Source organism: Gramella sp. Hel_I_59 (assembly GCF_006714895.1).
GTDB lineage: Bacteria > Bacteroidota > Bacteroidia > Flavobacteriales > Flavobacteriaceae > Christiangramia.
This window is the reverse complement of the sequence record NZ_VFME01000001.1, coordinates 2816761-2831169: the sequence shown is the minus strand read 5'-3', so window position 1 is coordinate 2831169 and position 14409 is coordinate 2816761. Positions and strand designations below refer to the sequence as shown.

17 protein-coding genes and 1 tRNA gene are annotated in these 14409 nt (G+C 38.2%); 10 read left to right on the top strand and 8 right to left on the bottom strand.

Annotation, left to right across the window (positions count from 1 at the left end):
• The first annotated feature begins 1 nt into the window (after position 1).
• The 7 genes from JM79_RS13065 to JM79_RS13035 all read left to right on the top strand — a co-directional run bounded on the left by JM79_RS13065 (position 2) and on the right by JM79_RS13035 (position 7166).
• Positions 2–2053, top strand: coding sequence for a DUF3857 domain-containing protein (locus JM79_RS13065; RefSeq protein ID WP_141878571.1), 2052 nt, complete (start codon positions 2–4; stop codon positions 2051–2053).
• Positions 2019–2345 carry a nucleotide pyrophosphohydrolase gene (locus tag JM79_RS13060; RefSeq protein ID WP_141878570.1) on the top strand — a complete coding sequence of 109 codons (327 nt, stop codon included), beginning with the start codon at positions 2019–2021 and terminating at the stop codon, positions 2343–2345. Before JM79_RS13065 ends, JM79_RS13060 begins: the two co-directional genes overlap by 35 nt.
• Positions 2345–2599, top strand: a complete 255-nt coding sequence (locus JM79_RS13055) for a hypothetical protein (RefSeq protein WP_141878569.1) — start codon at positions 2345–2347, stop codon at positions 2597–2599. The genes JM79_RS13060 and JM79_RS13055 overlap by 1 nt, the downstream gene beginning before the upstream one ends.
• Positions 2600–2626: 27 nt before the next feature.
• A complete protein-coding gene (gene aroA, locus JM79_RS13050; RefSeq protein ID WP_141878568.1) occupies positions 2627–3847 on the top strand; it encodes a 3-phosphoshikimate 1-carboxyvinyltransferase in 1221 nt (406 codons plus the stop codon).
• 87 nt (positions 3848–3934) lie between these two features.
• A complete protein-coding gene (gene queA / locus JM79_RS13045; RefSeq protein WP_141879243.1) occupies positions 3935–4984 on the top strand; it encodes a tRNA preQ1(34) S-adenosylmethionine ribosyltransferase-isomerase QueA in 1050 nt (349 codons plus the stop codon).
• 114 nt (positions 4985–5098) lie between these two features.
• Positions 5099–6142 carry a 23S rRNA (adenine(2503)-C(2))-methyltransferase RlmN gene (gene rlmN, locus JM79_RS13040; protein WP_141878567.1) on the top strand — a complete coding sequence of 348 codons (1044 nt, stop codon included), beginning with the start codon at positions 5099–5101 and terminating at the stop codon, positions 6140–6142.
• Between the two features lie 46 nt (positions 6143–6188).
• Positions 6189–7166 (top strand): polyprenyl synthetase family protein, encoded by a 978-nt coding sequence (locus JM79_RS13035; RefSeq protein ID WP_141878566.1) that lies wholly within the window; start codon positions 6189–6191, stop codon positions 7164–7166.
• 26 nt (positions 7167–7192) lie between these two features.
• Here the strand turns inward: JM79_RS13035 and JM79_RS13030 are convergent, their stop codons facing one another.
• The 5 genes from JM79_RS13030 to JM79_RS13010 all read right to left on the bottom strand — a co-directional run bounded on the left by JM79_RS13030 (position 7193) and on the right by JM79_RS13010 (position 10532).
• Complete coding sequence (locus JM79_RS13030; RefSeq protein ID WP_347707214.1) at positions 7193–7444, bottom strand: hypothetical protein; 252 nt, start codon at positions 7442–7444, stop codon at positions 7193–7195.
• A 72-nt stretch (positions 7445–7516) separates the two neighbouring features.
• Positions 7517–7750 (bottom strand): hypothetical protein, encoded by a 234-nt coding sequence (locus JM79_RS13025; protein ID WP_141878564.1) that lies wholly within the window; start codon positions 7748–7750, stop codon positions 7517–7519.
• Between the two features lie 47 nt (positions 7751–7797).
• Positions 7798–8574: a TIGR03915 family putative DNA repair protein gene (locus tag JM79_RS13020; RefSeq protein ID WP_141878563.1), complete on the bottom strand. Its 777-nt coding sequence runs from the start codon at positions 8572–8574 to the stop codon at positions 7798–7800.
• On the bottom strand, positions 8574–9833 hold the full coding sequence (locus JM79_RS13015) for a putative DNA modification/repair radical SAM protein (RefSeq protein WP_141878562.1): 1260 nt from the start codon (positions 9831–9833) through the stop codon (positions 8574–8576). The genes JM79_RS13020 and JM79_RS13015 overlap by 1 nt, the downstream gene beginning before the upstream one ends.
• 78 nt (positions 9834–9911) lie before the next feature.
• Positions 9912–10532, bottom strand: coding sequence for a sulfatase/phosphatase domain-containing protein (locus tag JM79_RS13010; protein ID WP_347707213.1), 621 nt, complete (start codon positions 10530–10532; stop codon positions 9912–9914).
• Positions 10533–10731: 199 nt separating this feature from the next.
• On the opposite strand from JM79_RS13010, the gene JM79_RS13005 reads away from it, so the two are divergent.
• From JM79_RS13005 to JM79_RS12995, 3 genes are all read left to right on the top strand, one after another.
• The gene (locus JM79_RS13005; RefSeq protein WP_141878561.1) at positions 10732–11184 is read left to right on the top strand and encodes a GatB/YqeY domain-containing protein; all 453 of its coding nucleotides are present in this window, start codon (positions 10732–10734) and stop codon (positions 11182–11184) included.
• Positions 11185–11195: 11 nt separating this feature from the next.
• Positions 11196–11269: transfer RNA gene (locus JM79_RS13000), tRNA-Arg, on the top strand.
• A gap of 606 nt (positions 11270–11875) precedes the next feature.
• Positions 11876–12241: a hypothetical protein gene (locus tag JM79_RS12995; protein ID WP_141878560.1), complete on the top strand. Its 366-nt coding sequence runs from the start codon at positions 11876–11878 to the stop codon at positions 12239–12241.
• A 52-nt stretch (positions 12242–12293) separates the two neighbouring features.
• Here the strand turns inward: JM79_RS12995 and JM79_RS12990 are convergent, their stop codons facing one another.
• From JM79_RS12990 to JM79_RS12980, 3 genes are read right to left on the bottom strand one after another with little or no spacing between them, the layout of a single operon-like run.
• Entirely contained in the window at positions 12294–13268 is a 975-nt protein-coding gene (locus tag JM79_RS12990) for a YpdA family putative bacillithiol disulfide reductase (protein WP_141878559.1), read from the bottom strand.
• Complete coding sequence (gene rpe, locus JM79_RS12985) at positions 13255–13917, bottom strand: ribulose-phosphate 3-epimerase (RefSeq protein ID WP_141878558.1); 663 nt, start codon at positions 13915–13917, stop codon at positions 13255–13257. The genes JM79_RS12990 and rpe overlap by 14 nt, the downstream gene beginning before the upstream one ends.
• 55 nt (positions 13918–13972) lie before the next feature.
• Positions 13973–14374, bottom strand: coding sequence for a BLUF domain-containing protein (locus JM79_RS12980; RefSeq protein ID WP_141878557.1), 402 nt, complete (start codon positions 14372–14374; stop codon positions 13973–13975).
• Positions 14375–14409: the final 35 nt, after the last annotated feature.

The following is a 14409-nucleotide window of genomic DNA, read 5'->3' as shown; positions in this document are numbered from 1 at the left end:
CATGACCAAATACCTTTTTATTCTCAGTTTCTTAATTCTGAGTAGCACGACCTATGCCCAGAATTATAAATTCGGAAAAGTATCTAAAAGTGAAGTTGCCCAGAAACAACACGACAAAGATCCTGATGCGAATGCTGCCGTTTTATATAAATATCAGCGTACATACTATGATTATAAGCCAAACACCGGCTTTTTTGTGGTAACTGAATATCACGAACGTATTAAGATCTACAGCAAAGATGGTTTCGACTGGGCAACGCATAAGATCAGTGCCTATAAAGGAGGTTACGAGGAAAACGTTTCTGGAGTAAAGGGAGTTAGTTACAACCTTGAAAACGGAAAAGTTAAGGAAACCAAGCTCGATCGTAAGGATATTTATGAGAATGAGGCAAGTAAATATCGTGAGCTTACTACGTTCACCATGCCTGCGGTAAAAGAGGGAACGGTGATCGAATATGAGTATAAGAAAATCAGCGACCGGATCACGACCTCGATGGATCGTATCAATTTGCAGTATACAATTCCTATTGACAAACTGAATATAAGCGTGACGATCCCGGAGTATTTAAATTTTGGAGTTTATAACAATCCAAAAGCAGCTTTCTATGCTAAAATTAATCAGGGAACCAAGCCATTTAAAAGGTCCTTTTCTAATAATCAGAGAAATTCTTCTTACGGCGGAAAGGTTGTTAGCCATTCCACTAGCAACAGTGTGTTAGATTATATGCAAAACACTTATGAGATCGACCAAGAAGATATCCCTGCCCTTAAAGCTGAAAGTCATGTAGATTATATGGAGAATTACGGGGCATTTTTAGATTGGGAATTAAAGTTTACCAAGTTTCCAAATTCTCCTATTGATAATTACTCGCAAACCTGGGAAGGTGTTTCCAAATCCATTTATAATGATAGTGGATTCAACACAGAACTCCGCAATCAGCGTTTTTTCGATGATGATATCGATGCTTTGCTTGGCACATTGACCAACCAGGAACAAAAAATGAATAAGATCTTCAATTTTGTAAAACAAAAGATGACCTGGAATGATTATGTGGGTTATATAGCTGAAAATGGCCTGCGTGATGCTTACGAGGAAGGTATTGGAAATACCGGTGATATTAATCTTTTACTGGTTTCCATGCTGAAGTATGCTAATATCGATGCCAATCCAGTCCTAGTAAGTACGGTTAGTAATGGCACTCCTCTGTTTCCAACTAAAAATGGATTTAATTACTTGATTGCTGCCGCAAAAATTGGTGATAAAGTGATCCTGATGGATGCAAGTGATCCACTGGCGATTCCTGGGGAACTGCCCAAAAGAGCAAGAAACTGGCAAGGTAGATTGATTCGTGAAGATGGTACTTCAGAATGGGTGAATCTGCAACCTTTGTATTTTTCACAAAATAAAACCAGGCTGAATGTTCAGCTGGCAGAAGATGGAATTTCAGGTAAATACTTCAATAATCTCGATGCTCTTTATGCTAGAAACTTCAGGTTAAATCATGGGAATTTAAGCGATGCTACGGCAAACCTGGAATCGGCATTGAGCAACTATTCCATTTCCGAAGTAAAGATTGAAAACTTTGAAAAACTTGGAGAAGGAATTCACAATACCTATGAGTTCAATACCCAAAGCGGACAGGATGTAATTGGAGACAAGATCTATGTAAAGCCTATGTTGTTTGATGTAACTTCTGAAAATCCTTTTAAATCTGAAACCAGAACACTTCCAATCTATTTTGATTTTCCAATGAAGAAGCATCACCAGGTAAATATGTTGATCCCTGAAGGTTATGAGGTCGAATCGCTTCCGCAGAGTGCTATGGTGCAATTAAAGGATGCTGCCGGAGAGTTTAAATACCTGGTAAAGCACAGCAATAATGTGATAAGAATAGATTCTGAAGTGAACCTGGCGCAAACAATTTTTGCTGCGACAGACTATGAATACATTCAAAAGTTTTACGACAACATCATCAAAAAACAAAATGAAAGCATAGTTTTGAAGAAAATTTCAGCAGATGGACTTGAAGAACGCGCAGACAGCGGTAGATAACTGGATACAGGAACACGGAGTGCGATATTTCAATGAGCTTACCAATATGGCTCAGTTAACAGAAGAAGTTGGAGAAGTAGCCCGTATCATTGCCCGTCGTTATGGGGAGCAAAGTGAGAAAGAAAGCGATAAGAACAAAGACCTTGGTGAGGAGCTGGCAGATGTGGTATTTGTAGTTCTTTGCCTGGCAAACCAGACTGGAATTAATTTGCAGGATGCATTTGATAAAAAGCTTGACCTCAAGACACAACGTGATAAGGACAGACATAAGAACAACGAAAAACTGCAATAATGAAGTTCAAAGAAATGGTTTCTGAACGTCCATTCTGGAAGTCGGTTTTCTGGTTAGGTCTTTCTTTTCTCGTATTGTATAATGTGATCACGATGCTATTCGAATACGGCGGTTTCGAATTTACGAGGTTCTTTGAAGAGCGTACGGCAAATGGGAAACTAGCTCGTTTTATTATCGGACAGTTGATCGCTTCGTTTCTTTATGGTTTTATTTTGTCGTTTGGACAGTTTCGCAGTAAAGAAAAGAAAGAGTAATTTCGTAATTCATCTTTACGAACTCTCATGAATTTATCCCTACATACCGAAGAAAAGAACCTGAAAGCAGCGCTTCAAATCACAGGTTCTAAAAGTGAATCGAATCGTTTGCTAATTCTGCAGGCATTGTACCCGGAAATTTCGATCGAAAATCTTTCGAATAGTGATGATTCTGAAGTATTGAAGAAAGCCCTTGAAAAAGGGAACGGGATCATAGATATACATCACGCGGGAACGGCAATGCGTTTTCTAACGGCTTATTTTGCGGTGAAGGAAGGCTGTGAAGTTGAGCTTACCGGAAGCAAAAGAATGAAGGAGCGACCAGTCAGATTGCTGGTAGATGCCTTACAACGTATGGGCGCCGACATCACTTATAAAAATGAGACCGGTTATCCGCCTTTGATTATCAAGGGAAAAAAATTACACGCATCTTCAGTTAAGCTGGAAGCAAATGTAAGTAGCCAGTATATTTCAGCATTGATGCTCATAGGTGCAACCTTGCCGAAAGGGCTCGAGATCATTCTGGAAGGTCCCGTAACTTCCACGCCCTATATTCTTATGACGCTGGAAATTATCAAACAGGCCGGGATCAATGGTAAATTTGTAAAAGACAGGATCTTTATTGAACCTCAGGAATCTGTAAAAGCGGTAACTATTCCTGTGGAATCAGACTGGAGTTCTGCTTCCTACTTCTATAGTCTTGCCGCTATTTCTGAAACTGCGGAAATTAAACTTAATAATTACCGAAAGGAAAGCAGGCAGGGAGATTCTTCACTAGCTGAAATTTATAAGCACTTTGGTGTGGAAACCATTTATACTGAAAATAGTATTACGCTGAAGAAGACAAAAAAAGCTCGGGCTCGAAGTCTTCGGGAAGATCTTCGTAATTCTCCGGATATCGCACAAACTATCGCCGTTACCTGTCTCGCGACTAAAACCGAGTGTATGCTCACAGGTTTACATACTCTGAAGATTAAGGAAACTGACAGGCTGCAGGCTCTCAAGAATGAAATTGAGAAATTTGGTACAGAAGTCAGAATTACAGGAGATAGTTTGCAACTAATTCCGAATCCTGACTTGAAGCAGGGCGTTGAAATCGAAACTTATAATGATCATCGTATGGCGATGGCCTTCGCTCCACTTGCATTAAAGACAGATCTGCGCATTCTGGACGCTGAAGTTGTGTCCAAATCCTATCCAGATTTCTGGGAAGATCTTAAAGAACTTGGCTACACCTGTAAAGAATAGAATTATTCTATAAATAAACCGCCATTTACTTGACAACGCCTATGTTGAGATTGTATATTTGCAGCTTTTAAAACAGGAACTATGGGAATGAAACTTTCAAATTTCAATTTTGAACTGCCTCAAGAACTTTTGGCTGAATATCCTTCTGAAAACAGGGATGAAGCAAGGCTAATGGTTCTAAACCGTAAGGAGCAGACGATTGAACATAAAAAATTTAAAGATTTAATTGATTATTTCGAGCCGGAAGATGTGATGGTTCTTAATAATACGAAAGTTTTTCCTGCGAGGCTCTTCGGAAATAAAGAGAAAACCGGAGCCAGAATTGAAGTTTTCCTTCTTAGAGAACTCAACCCAGAAACAAAATTGTGGGACGTACTTGTTGATCCTGCAAGAAAGATAAGAATTGGTAATAAATTATACTTCGGTGAAGACGAAAGTCTTGTTGCTGAAGTAATCGATAATACAACTTCAAGAGGTAGAACACTGCGTTTTCTTTACGATGGTTCTTACAGTGATTTCAGACAGAAATTAAAAGAACTAGGCCAAACTCCTCTTCCGAAGTATATCAAAAGAGAAGTAGAGCCTGAAGACGAAGAAAGATACCAGACGATCTACGCCAAAAATGAAGGTGCTGTTGCAGCTCCTACTGCAGGACTTCACTTTTCCAAGCACTTACTAAAACGTTTGGAGATCAAAGGTGTTGATTTTGCTGAAGTTACACTTCACGTTGGACTGGGAACATTTAGCCCGGTGGAAGTTGAAGATCTTTCCAAGCATAAAATGGATAGTGAAGAAGCTTTTATTGAAAAGAACGCTACAGATGTTATCAACCAGGCGAAACGCGATAAGCGCAGAGTTTGTGCGGTTGGAACAACTGTAATGAGGGTTCTTGAGAGTGCTGTATCTTCAGACCAGACTTTAAACGAATTTGGTGGATGGACTAACAAGTTCATCTTTCCTCCATACGATTTCAATATTGCAAACTGTATGATTACTAATTTCCATACGCCAAAATCTACGTTATTGATGATGGTTTCTGCATTTGCCGGTCATGACTTTATGAAAAAGGCTTACGAAGAAGCAGTAAAGGAAAAATACAGATTCTATACTTATGGTGACGCAATGCTGATCATCTAATAAGTCGAAAATAAAATTTAAAGGCCATAATCCGATTTCGGTTTATGGCCTTTTTTGTAAGCTATTGTCTTGTAAAAGACTGAAGCTTCGGTAATAACTTTGTAATTTAGCAGCGTGAAAGACAGGAAAAAAGATATACGGGCATTAACCAAGCAGCAATTGCAGGAGTTCTTTGTGTCACAGGGAGATAAATCCTTTCGTGGAACTCAGGTTTATGAATGGCTTTGGAGTAAAGCGGCGCATTCTTTTGAGGATATGACAAACCTCTCAAAATCTACCCGGCAAATGCTGGATGAGAACTTTGTGATTAATCATATTCGTGTGGATCGTATGCAGCGAAGTAGTGATGGTACGATAAAAAATGCGGTGAAATTACATGATTCACTTACAGTAGAGTCCGTTTTAATCCCAACAAAAACAAGAACTACGGCTTGTGTTTCTTCACAGGTTGGTTGCAGTCTTGATTGCCAGTTTTGTGCTACTGCGAAGTTAAAACGTATGCGTAACCTTAATCCTGATGAAATTTACGATCAGGTGGTTGCGATCGATAATGAAAGCAGGTTATACTTTGACCGACCTTTATCCAACATCGTATTTATGGGAATGGGTGAGCCTTTGATGAATTACAATAATGTAATGAAGTCCATTGAAAAGATCACTTCTCCGGAAGGTTTGGGTATGTCTCCAAAGAGAATAACAATATCAACTTCTGGCGTTCCTAAAATGATCAAAAAGCTGGCAGATGATGAAGCTAAGATCAAACTGGCGGTATCCCTGCATTCGGCTAGAAACGAAGTGCGGACACAGATTATGCCTTTCAACGAAACTTTTCCGCTGGAAGATCTTAGAGAATCTCTTGAATACTGGTATTCTAAAACCGGAAGCCGGATTACTTACGAATATATTGTCTGGAAAGATATTAACGACACCCGGGAAGATGCGCAGGCGCTGGTAAGTTTCTGTAAATATGTTCCATGTAAGGTGAACCTTATAGAGTACAATCCAATTGATGATGGTAATTTCCAGCAGGCAGCTGGAGAAGCAACGAGAATGTACGAGCAAATGCTGGAAAGAAACAATATTACAGTAACGGTAAGGCGTTCAAGAGGTAAGGATATTGATGCAGCCTGTGGGCAACTGGCGAATAAATCGGCTTAATGATAAAGGATAAAACCTCTTTAAAACTCTTATATTTACAGCCTTAATGAAGGTCATCTCTCAAATAAAGCTACCGGTAGAAAAAGAGATGGAACTTTTTGAAAAAAAGTTCTTCGAATCCATGTCTTCCAAAGTAGCCCTTCTAAACAGGATCACTCATTATATCGTAAACCGAAAAGGGAAGCAAATGCGTCCCATGTTCGTATTCCTGGTTGCCAAAATGGTTTCTGAAGGTAATGTGAACGAGAGAACTTATCGTGGCGCATCTGTCATTGAGCTAATACATACTGCCACCCTGGTACACGATGATGTTGTGGATGATTCCAATAGAAGAAGAGGTTTCTTCAGTATTAACGCTTTATGGAAAAATAAGATCGCCGTTCTTGTGGGTGATTATTTGTTAAGTAAAGGTTTACTACTTTCCATTGATAATAATGATTTTGATCTACTGAAGATCATTTCTGTAGCTGTTCGCGAAATGAGCGAAGGGGAACTACTGCAAATTGAAAAAGCCCGAAGACTTGATATAACCGAAGCGGTTTATTATGATATTATACGACAGAAAACTGCAACGTTGATTGCGGCTTGTTGTAGTCTTGGTGCGGCTTCTGTAAATCCTGAAAGTCCTGATGTTGCAAAAATGCGGAGATTTGGAGAACTTATAGGTATGGCCTTCCAGATCAAAGATGACCTTTTCGACTATGGTACTGAAAAGATTGGGAAGCCTACGGGAATCGATATCAAGGAACAAAAAATGACTTTACCCTTAATTTATACCCTAAATACTGTTTCTGAAAAAGATCAGAAGTGGTTGATCAATTCTGTCAAGAATCATAATAAGGATCGTAAAAGGGTAAGAGAAGTTATTGATTTCGTGAAAGACAATGGTGGACTGGACTACGCAGTTAAACGTATGAAAGAGTTTCAGAAAGAAGCACTTCTATTATTACAGGACTACCCAGAATCTGAATACCGGGATAGTTTAGAATTAATGGTAAATTACGTTATAGAAAGAAAAAAATAAAGCGACACATCGTGCCGCTTTTAGTACTACTGGACAGTATCATCTGTCGCTTCCTCATTATTTACATCGTCTGTATCGTGAATTTCCTCATCGATCTCTTCACCAACTTTTTTAGCTCCGCGCTCGATCTTTTCTCCAGCTTCTCTGGCACCATCTTCAATGTCATTTCCAATTGCTTCTGCTGCTTCTTCAGTCTTTTCCTGGGTTGTTTCTCGGCAGGAGTACATAGAAATACTCATTGCAGCTAAGGCCAGGATCATTACAGTCTTTTTCATCATTTATAATTTTAGGGTTAAACTAAAAAAAGCCATTCAAATGAATGGCTTTAATCATATTAAGAAAGAAAATGATTACATATCATCATCACCGTTCATATCGTCAGTTCCTTCTACTTCTTCTTCCATTTCGGTTTCAGCGTTCTCAGCAGCATCTTCTACTTCCTGACCAGCTTCTTCCATTTCGTTTTCTACGTCTTCACCTGCTTGCTCCATATCTGCTTCCATGTTCTCTTCAGTAGTTTCTCTACAAGAATAGATAGAAAGGCTCATTGATGCAACTGCAAATAATAATAAAAATTTTTTCATTGTAAAATGTTTAATTAGTTGAAGACACAAATTTAAACAAAATTTTATTATGCAAAAGGACTCTTTTCACTTAAATATTTCCAATATCTTTTAGGAACGTGTTGAATGTGAAGCCGCATATTTACTCGACTTTTGATGTTTGTGGAGTCAAAATATTCTTTCCATAAATGCTGAAAGTAGATTTCTCCTTCAGCAAAATAGTCGGGATTTCCGCCTGAGATGCCTATATCTTCAGGTAATTCCATCGAAACATATTCTGCCTTCTGAAGATCATAATGTATACCCAGTTTTCGCTTAAGATCATAGATCAACCATCGCTGGTCTGCATACCTGCTTTTGAAGTGCTTCGTGATCACAGGCAACACATTAAAATCTGGTTCAATCACTGCGAAATAAAGGTCGTCTTTAGTAAGTCTAAATCTTATGAATGCCTCCATTCTATGCTTTTCCCGGCCAACTTGTTTTGCTGCTTTGGATATATCCAGCACTGAAGGATGCGAGTAATCCAGTTCTGCTTTCTCCTGAGAACTATAGACATACCGTATCATATCATACATCTTCAGTTCGATCCCAGGAATTTCACTCAGGAAAGAATAGTATAACCTCGTAAAACCGTTAGATGACAACTTTTTCTTCAATGATTTTAAAACTCTCTGTACCTTGAAATCTTCAGTAATTACTTCTAGTGTTTCACTAAATAATTGTTTTTGATCTTCTCCTTCAGGAATGATCTCTGCAATTTCCAGTTTCTGCTCATAGGCATTAAAGACACAGGTTAAAAATCCCGGAAAACTTCCATCATATTTCAGTACAACGCTTTTCATTAAAATAAACTAAGTTGCTGGGTAAACTCCTTTCGATATTTGCTGAAGGAATTCTGCATAATTAACTGCTTTAAGTTTTCACTGCTTACATCTTTCAGTTCCTTTTCTCTGGCATCACAGGTAATAAAATATTTAGCGCGATTCATAGAAATGCCTATCTTTTGAAGATGCTCCCAGTTCAATTTTCTAAATTTTCTTGCCTGAAGGATCTTATTAACCGACTTTAATCCAATTCCCGGAACGCGTAATAGTAACTGTTTGTCGACCTTATTAATATCTACAGGGAATAAATGTCGGTTACGGAGTGCATAACTCAGTTTAGGATCTATATCCATTTCAAGATGCTGGAAATCATTATTCAAAAGTTCCCGAACATCATACCCATAGAAGCGCATTAACCAATCTGTTTGATAGAGCCGGTTTTCGCGCATCATAGGAACCTGGGTTCCTAATGCGGGTAAACGCGGATCATTACTAATTGGGACATAACCAGAGTAATAAACCCGCTTCATATTATAGTTTTTATAGAAGAATGCCGATGAGTACATGATGTCCCTATCGCTTTCACCGGTAGCTCCAACGATCATCTGGGTACTTTGACCCGCAGGAGCGTATTTAGGTGTGCTTTTGATAAGTTTCGATTCAGATTTGTACTGAATGATCTCATTCTTCACCTTCTCCATTGGCTTCATGAAGTCCTCGTGTTTTTTCTCGGGAGCAAGTAGTTTAAGACCTGATTTTGTTGGGATCTCAATATTTACGCTTAGCCTGTCGGCATAGAGTCCAGCCTCTCTCATTAATTCATCACTGGCTCCGGGAATGCTCTTAAGATGTATATAGCCATTAAAGTTCTCTTCTTCCCGTAACTTCTTGGCTACCCGGATCAGTCTTTCCATCGTATGATCTGGACTCTTAAAGATTCCGGAACTTAAAAAAAGACCTTCAATGTAATTCCTACGATAAAAGCTTATGGTAAGATCTACAACTTCCTGTACTTTAAAAGCAGCTCTCTTAATATCATTAGACTTTCGAGTAACGCAATAAGCGCAATCGAATATGCAATGATTCGTAAGAAGGATCTTCAATAAGGAGACACACCGGCCATCCTGCGTATAGGAATGGCAAATCCCCATTCCTGAAGAATCGCCCAAACCTTTCTTAGTATTGGTTCGCTTGGATCCACTGCTTGAACATGAAACATCATATTTAGCAGCATCGGCAAGGATATTTAATTTTTCTTTTATTCGATCGAAATCCATAATTAGGAATTTATCCAAAAATAGGAAATATTCCATAACCATACTGACTCCTAAACGATAAACTATTAGCTCAAAAGATTAATTCTTTTTTAAATATTGATACCCTTCATAAGAATCTGGCTCCTCATCAGCAAGACGGGCAAAATTTTCATAGGCTTTTTTCACCTGAGCTTTTGGCGTAGTGGCGAATTCCTCTTCAGTCACCTCGTAATTCTTCTGAAGTTCTTCTAACTCTAAGTGTAGTTTCTTCTGAATATCAGCATACTTTTGATCACCATATAGATTGTTTAACTCTTTTGGATCTGTCTCAAGATCGTAAAGTTCCCATTCGTCAATATCATCGTAAAAATGGATAAGTTTATACCGGTCTGTTCTTATTCCGTAGTGCCTTTTAACCATATGAAAAGCTGGAAAATCATAATAATGATAATAAATGGCATTTCTGAAGGTCTTTTTTTCTTCAGAATTGGAAAGTAGAGGCTTAAGAGATTTACCCTGCATATTTTCAGGAATTTCAGCGCCGGCGTAATCCAGAAAGGTTGGTGCAAAATCCAGGTTTTGAGTCAGTGCGTCGATAACAGTTCCTTTTGAAATCGCCTTAGGGTATTGTATAAGCAAAGGCATGGCTAATGACTCTTCATACATAAAACGCTTATCAAAAAAACCTTTCTCGAGAAGATACATTCGTCTATGATTCAAAATGTAAGTTTTAGTTTGATGGCCCAGGGTTTTGGTTTTTACTCCCGGGGCTTTTTTATTGAAATAGATTGATTTCTAGCAGAGTGGGTAAGCTGATAATTTGTATTATAAGTATTCCTGAATTTCCTTAATTTTCATTCCCTGATTCTGTAGTGTTTTCTTGCAGAAAATTTTATCTTCGCTGCATAATTTGTCAGTCATGAGTTTACAGGAAAAAGTAATGGTCGAAATGAAAGCGGCCATGAGAGCAAAGGATAGTGTGAAGTTAGAGGCTTTGCGTGCTGTTAAAAGTGAAATACTTTTAGCGAACACAGGATCATCTTCTAATGACGGACTTACCGAAGACGAAGAAATGAAGTTGTTGCAGAAACTTGTGAAGCAGCGTAAGGATAGTGCTGAAATTTATAAGGAACAGGGTAGAGAAGATCTTGCTGAACCTGAATTAGCTCAGGCTGCTGTGATTGAAGAATTTCTTCCAGAACAATTAAGTGAAGCTGATATTGAGAAAGAAGTAGACCAGGTGATCGTAGAAACCGGTGCAACCGGAATACAGGATATGGGAAAAGTAATGGGTGCTTCTACGGCTAAACTGGCTGGTAGAGCAGATGGAAAAACAATCTCAGCAATAGTTAGAAAAAGACTGAATAAATAAAAATTATTACCGGCCCCGTGGCGCAACTGAATAGCGCATCAGATTTCGGCTCTGAGGGTTGCAGGTTTGAATCCTGCCGGGGTCACAAGGAGAATCCGTAGAGCATTTGTTCTACGGATTTTTTATTTCCGTTTCTTCTCCAGTAAAGTACTTTAAGTGCATACAGTTATTGGAACTCACAACTGCTTAAATCTTTCCGAAGTAAAACTGACGGGTAGAAACAAAAAAGCCAGATCGGAAATTGCAAACCGACCCTACTCAGTTTACAAATCCATATGATCTGGCATTTTATGATGAACTGAAGAATTATTAATCCTTCAAATCAATTTGACTGCAATGTATAAAAGTTTCAACATTCAAATTATGGATAACCATAATCGAATAGCGATGTATGGATAAATAGCTGCATACTATCTAGTCACGCATACGAAAATATAAAATATTGTGAATTATCAATCTGCATCATCTGACTAATTACATTATTCGTACTGATCAGCTCCAATGGTCATTTTATCTTTCATATCTCACAAATTAATACACTCCAACACATACTTAAAATATTATGCTAAGTTCCTTGAATACTCTACAGAAAATTTTGATTTATTTAGGCACTGGCGTTAAACATTCTATAAATACTTTCCGAAGCCTTAGCTATCCGATACTTTAGCCTTGAGATAAAAAAGCAAGTATTATGGCAGCATATTTTAATACCAACCAGTTGAGATTGACAATGAAGGAACTGGTAAAGATTTATATGAGTGATTGTGAGGAATGTAACGAACTTTCTCAGGATTGTATGGATCTTTTAAGACACAATTTTCAGGCTGAGTACGCCGTGTATAACAAGCAAACGAAGGCTGTAGAAATTGGAATCAATAAAACTGAGGATGATTTTAATTCTTATCCCCAGATAGAAGTTTATTCCTTTCCAATTAAAGAAATAGGTAAAAAAATTGATCACTCTTTTAAACACAATCAGGAAGACCTTGAGTTTTACGGTAAGCTGATTGGTAGAAAGAAAGGTCTTGGTTCCAATTCTGTAGTTCTTATGGACTAAGATTCTAGACCAGTATAAATAAAAAAAGTCGATTCAGATGAATCGACTTTTTTTATTTACCTATATCGTTCATGATCATTTTCGCATGAACTCTTGAGTTTTCAATAAACCATTTGTGCGTTTCAGTTCCACCACAAATTACACCGGCTAGATAAATGCCAGGGATGTTTGTTTCCATAGTTTCTGGATCATACTCCGGGATTTTCCTACCATCGTCGGAAAGATCAATTCCAATATTTTGCAGAAATCCAAAGTTAGGCCTGTAGCCTGTAAGTAATAAGGCAAAGTCATTTGGAATCGAAACTTCACCTTCATCAGTATCAATTATTACTTCATTAGTCCTAATCTCTTTAATACCGGCGTTAAAATAGGCCTTAATGCTTCCTTCCTCAATCCTGTTTACAATATCTGGTCGTACCCAGTATTTCACTCTTTCTCCAATTTGTGGTTTTCGAACGATCATAGTGACATCACCACCTTTACGGTAGATTTCCAGTGCGGCATCCACAGCAGAGTTACTCGCCCCTACAACAATCGTTTTCTGGGTTGCGTAGTAATGAGGGTCATTGTAATAATGTGAAACCTTAGGCAGATCTTCGCCGGGAACCCCGAGGTAATTTGGAATATCATAGAAACCTGTTGCAATGATTACTTTTGAAGTATGATATTCAGACTTCGTAGTTTTCACAACATGACCTGAACCTTCATTAGACTCCACTGCCGTAACTTTCTCGAAAAGGTGAATATTGATCTTATTAGCAACCGTGATTCTTCGGTAGTATTCCAGGGCTTCTCGCTTCCCAGGTTTAGGATTGTTGCTTATAAACGGAATATTATCCAGTTCCAGTTTTTCAGAAGTGGAAAAGAATGTCATATTCGTAGGGTAGTGGTACAGGGAATTCACCAGGCAGCCTTTTTCAAGAATCACATAAGAAATGCCCTTCTTTTCTGCTTCCAGCGCACAGGCGATACCAATAGGACCACCACCAATAATAACCAGTTCGTAATTCTCGTTAGGAGTTTGCAATAGATCTCAAATTTTTAATGGTTCCAGGCTGATCATCAGACTTAAAAACGAAACTACCTGCCACCAATACATCTGCTCCGGCCTTACTTAATTCCGCTGCATTTTTATCGGTAACACCACCATCAATTTCTATAAGTGTTGGTGCGTTGTTAGTCATGATGATCTCCTTCAATTTCTGTACTTTCTTAAAAGTATTTTCAATAAAACTCTGTCCACCAAATCCAGGATTTACGCTCATTATACAAACCAGATCAATATCCTTGATCACATCTTTTAGCAGATCTACGTTCGTATGCGGGTTAATTGCAACACCAGCTTTCATACCTTCGGCTTTTATAGCTTGGAGAGTACGATGCAAATGGGTGCATGCTTCGTAATGAACTGTAAGTATATTAGCGCCTAAAGCGGCAAATTCCTTAATATACCTATCTGGGTCCACGATCATAAGGTGAACATCGATAGTTTTAGTCGCGTGTTGAGAAATAGCTTTCAAAACAGGCATACCAAATGAGATGTTTGGTACAAAAACACCGTCCATTATGTCAATATGAAACCAGTCCGCTTCACTTTGATTGATCATTTCTACATCTCTCTGTAGATTCCCGAAATCTGAAGCCAGAACTGAAGGGGCAATAAGTGTTGTGCTCATTAAAATTTTGTTGTGTGAGCTGCAAAAATAAGAAGAATTACAGGCTTTTAGAGTATTAGACGATAAATGCTTTTAGAATATTAGCAACGGCATTTTTCGTTGGTTTGTCCAGAACTTCTAGATAATGCTCATAATTTTGAAGTCGGGCACTGCTATAGCGAGCGTCTTCTGAAATAAAATCGCTTTTGTAACCATCGAAGGATTCTTTGTTAATCTCTTTTCCGAATAATTTAATGACATTAAAATGGCGGGAGTCATCCTCGATAGTTTCGTAAAGCTGAACTATCTGTTTTTGGTCTCCTTCAATGATCTGGAAAAAGTTTCCTTCTGAATAAAGTAGTAGTCCGGTAATATTCTGCTTATTATTATTGACTTCAGAATCATTTAGAATTTGTCTGATTTCTATTTCTGAAAGACTTCTTTCAGCAGTACTAACGTAACTTATGGCATATCGCATGATGAAAATGATGATTTAATGTATTTAAAAATATA

Bases quoted from the DNA above. Each gene is read 5' to 3' on its own strand.
- JM79_RS13065 (WP_141878571.1), top strand. From the start codon at position 2: ATGACCAAATACCTTTTTATTCTCAGTTTCTTAATTCTGAGTAGCACG.
- JM79_RS13060 (WP_141878570.1), top strand. From the start codon at position 2,019: ATGGACTTGAAGAACGCGCAGACAGCGGTAGATAACTGGATACAGGAA.
- JM79_RS13055 (WP_141878569.1), top strand. From the start codon at position 2,345: ATGAAGTTCAAAGAAATGGTTTCTGAACGTCCATTCTGGAAGTCGGTT.
- aroA (WP_141878568.1), top strand. From the start codon at position 2,627: ATGAATTTATCCCTACATACCGAAGAAAAGAACCTGAAAGCAGCGCTT.
- queA (WP_141879243.1), top strand. From the start codon at position 3,935: ATGAAACTTTCAAATTTCAATTTTGAACTGCCTCAAGAACTTTTGGCT.
- JM79_RS13035 (WP_141878566.1), top strand. From the start codon at position 6,189: ATGAAGGTCATCTCTCAAATAAAGCTACCGGTAGAAAAAGAGATGGAA.
- JM79_RS13030 (WP_347707214.1), bottom strand. From the start codon at position 7,444: ATGATGAAAAAGACTGTAATGATCCTGGCCTTAGCTGCAATGAGTATT.
- JM79_RS13025 (WP_141878564.1), bottom strand. From the start codon at position 7,750: ATGAAAAAATTTTTATTATTATTTGCAGTTGCATCAATGAGCCTTTCT.
- JM79_RS13020 (WP_141878563.1), bottom strand. From the start codon at position 8,574: ATGAAAAGCGTTGTACTGAAATATGATGGAAGTTTTCCGGGATTTTTA.
- JM79_RS13015 (WP_141878562.1), bottom strand. From the start codon at position 9,833: ATGGATTTCGATCGAATAAAAGAAAAATTAAATATCCTTGCCGATGCT.
- JM79_RS13005 (WP_141878561.1), top strand. From the start codon at position 10,732: ATGAGTTTACAGGAAAAAGTAATGGTCGAAATGAAAGCGGCCATGAGA.
- JM79_RS12995 (WP_141878560.1), top strand. From the start codon at position 11,876: ATGGCAGCATATTTTAATACCAACCAGTTGAGATTGACAATGAAGGAA.
- rpe (WP_141878558.1), bottom strand. From the start codon at position 13,917: ATGAGCACAACACTTATTGCCCCTTCAGTTCTGGCTTCAGATTTCGGG.
- JM79_RS12980 (WP_141878557.1), bottom strand. From the start codon at position 14,374: ATGCGATATGCCATAAGTTACGTTAGTACTGCTGAAAGAAGTCTTTCA.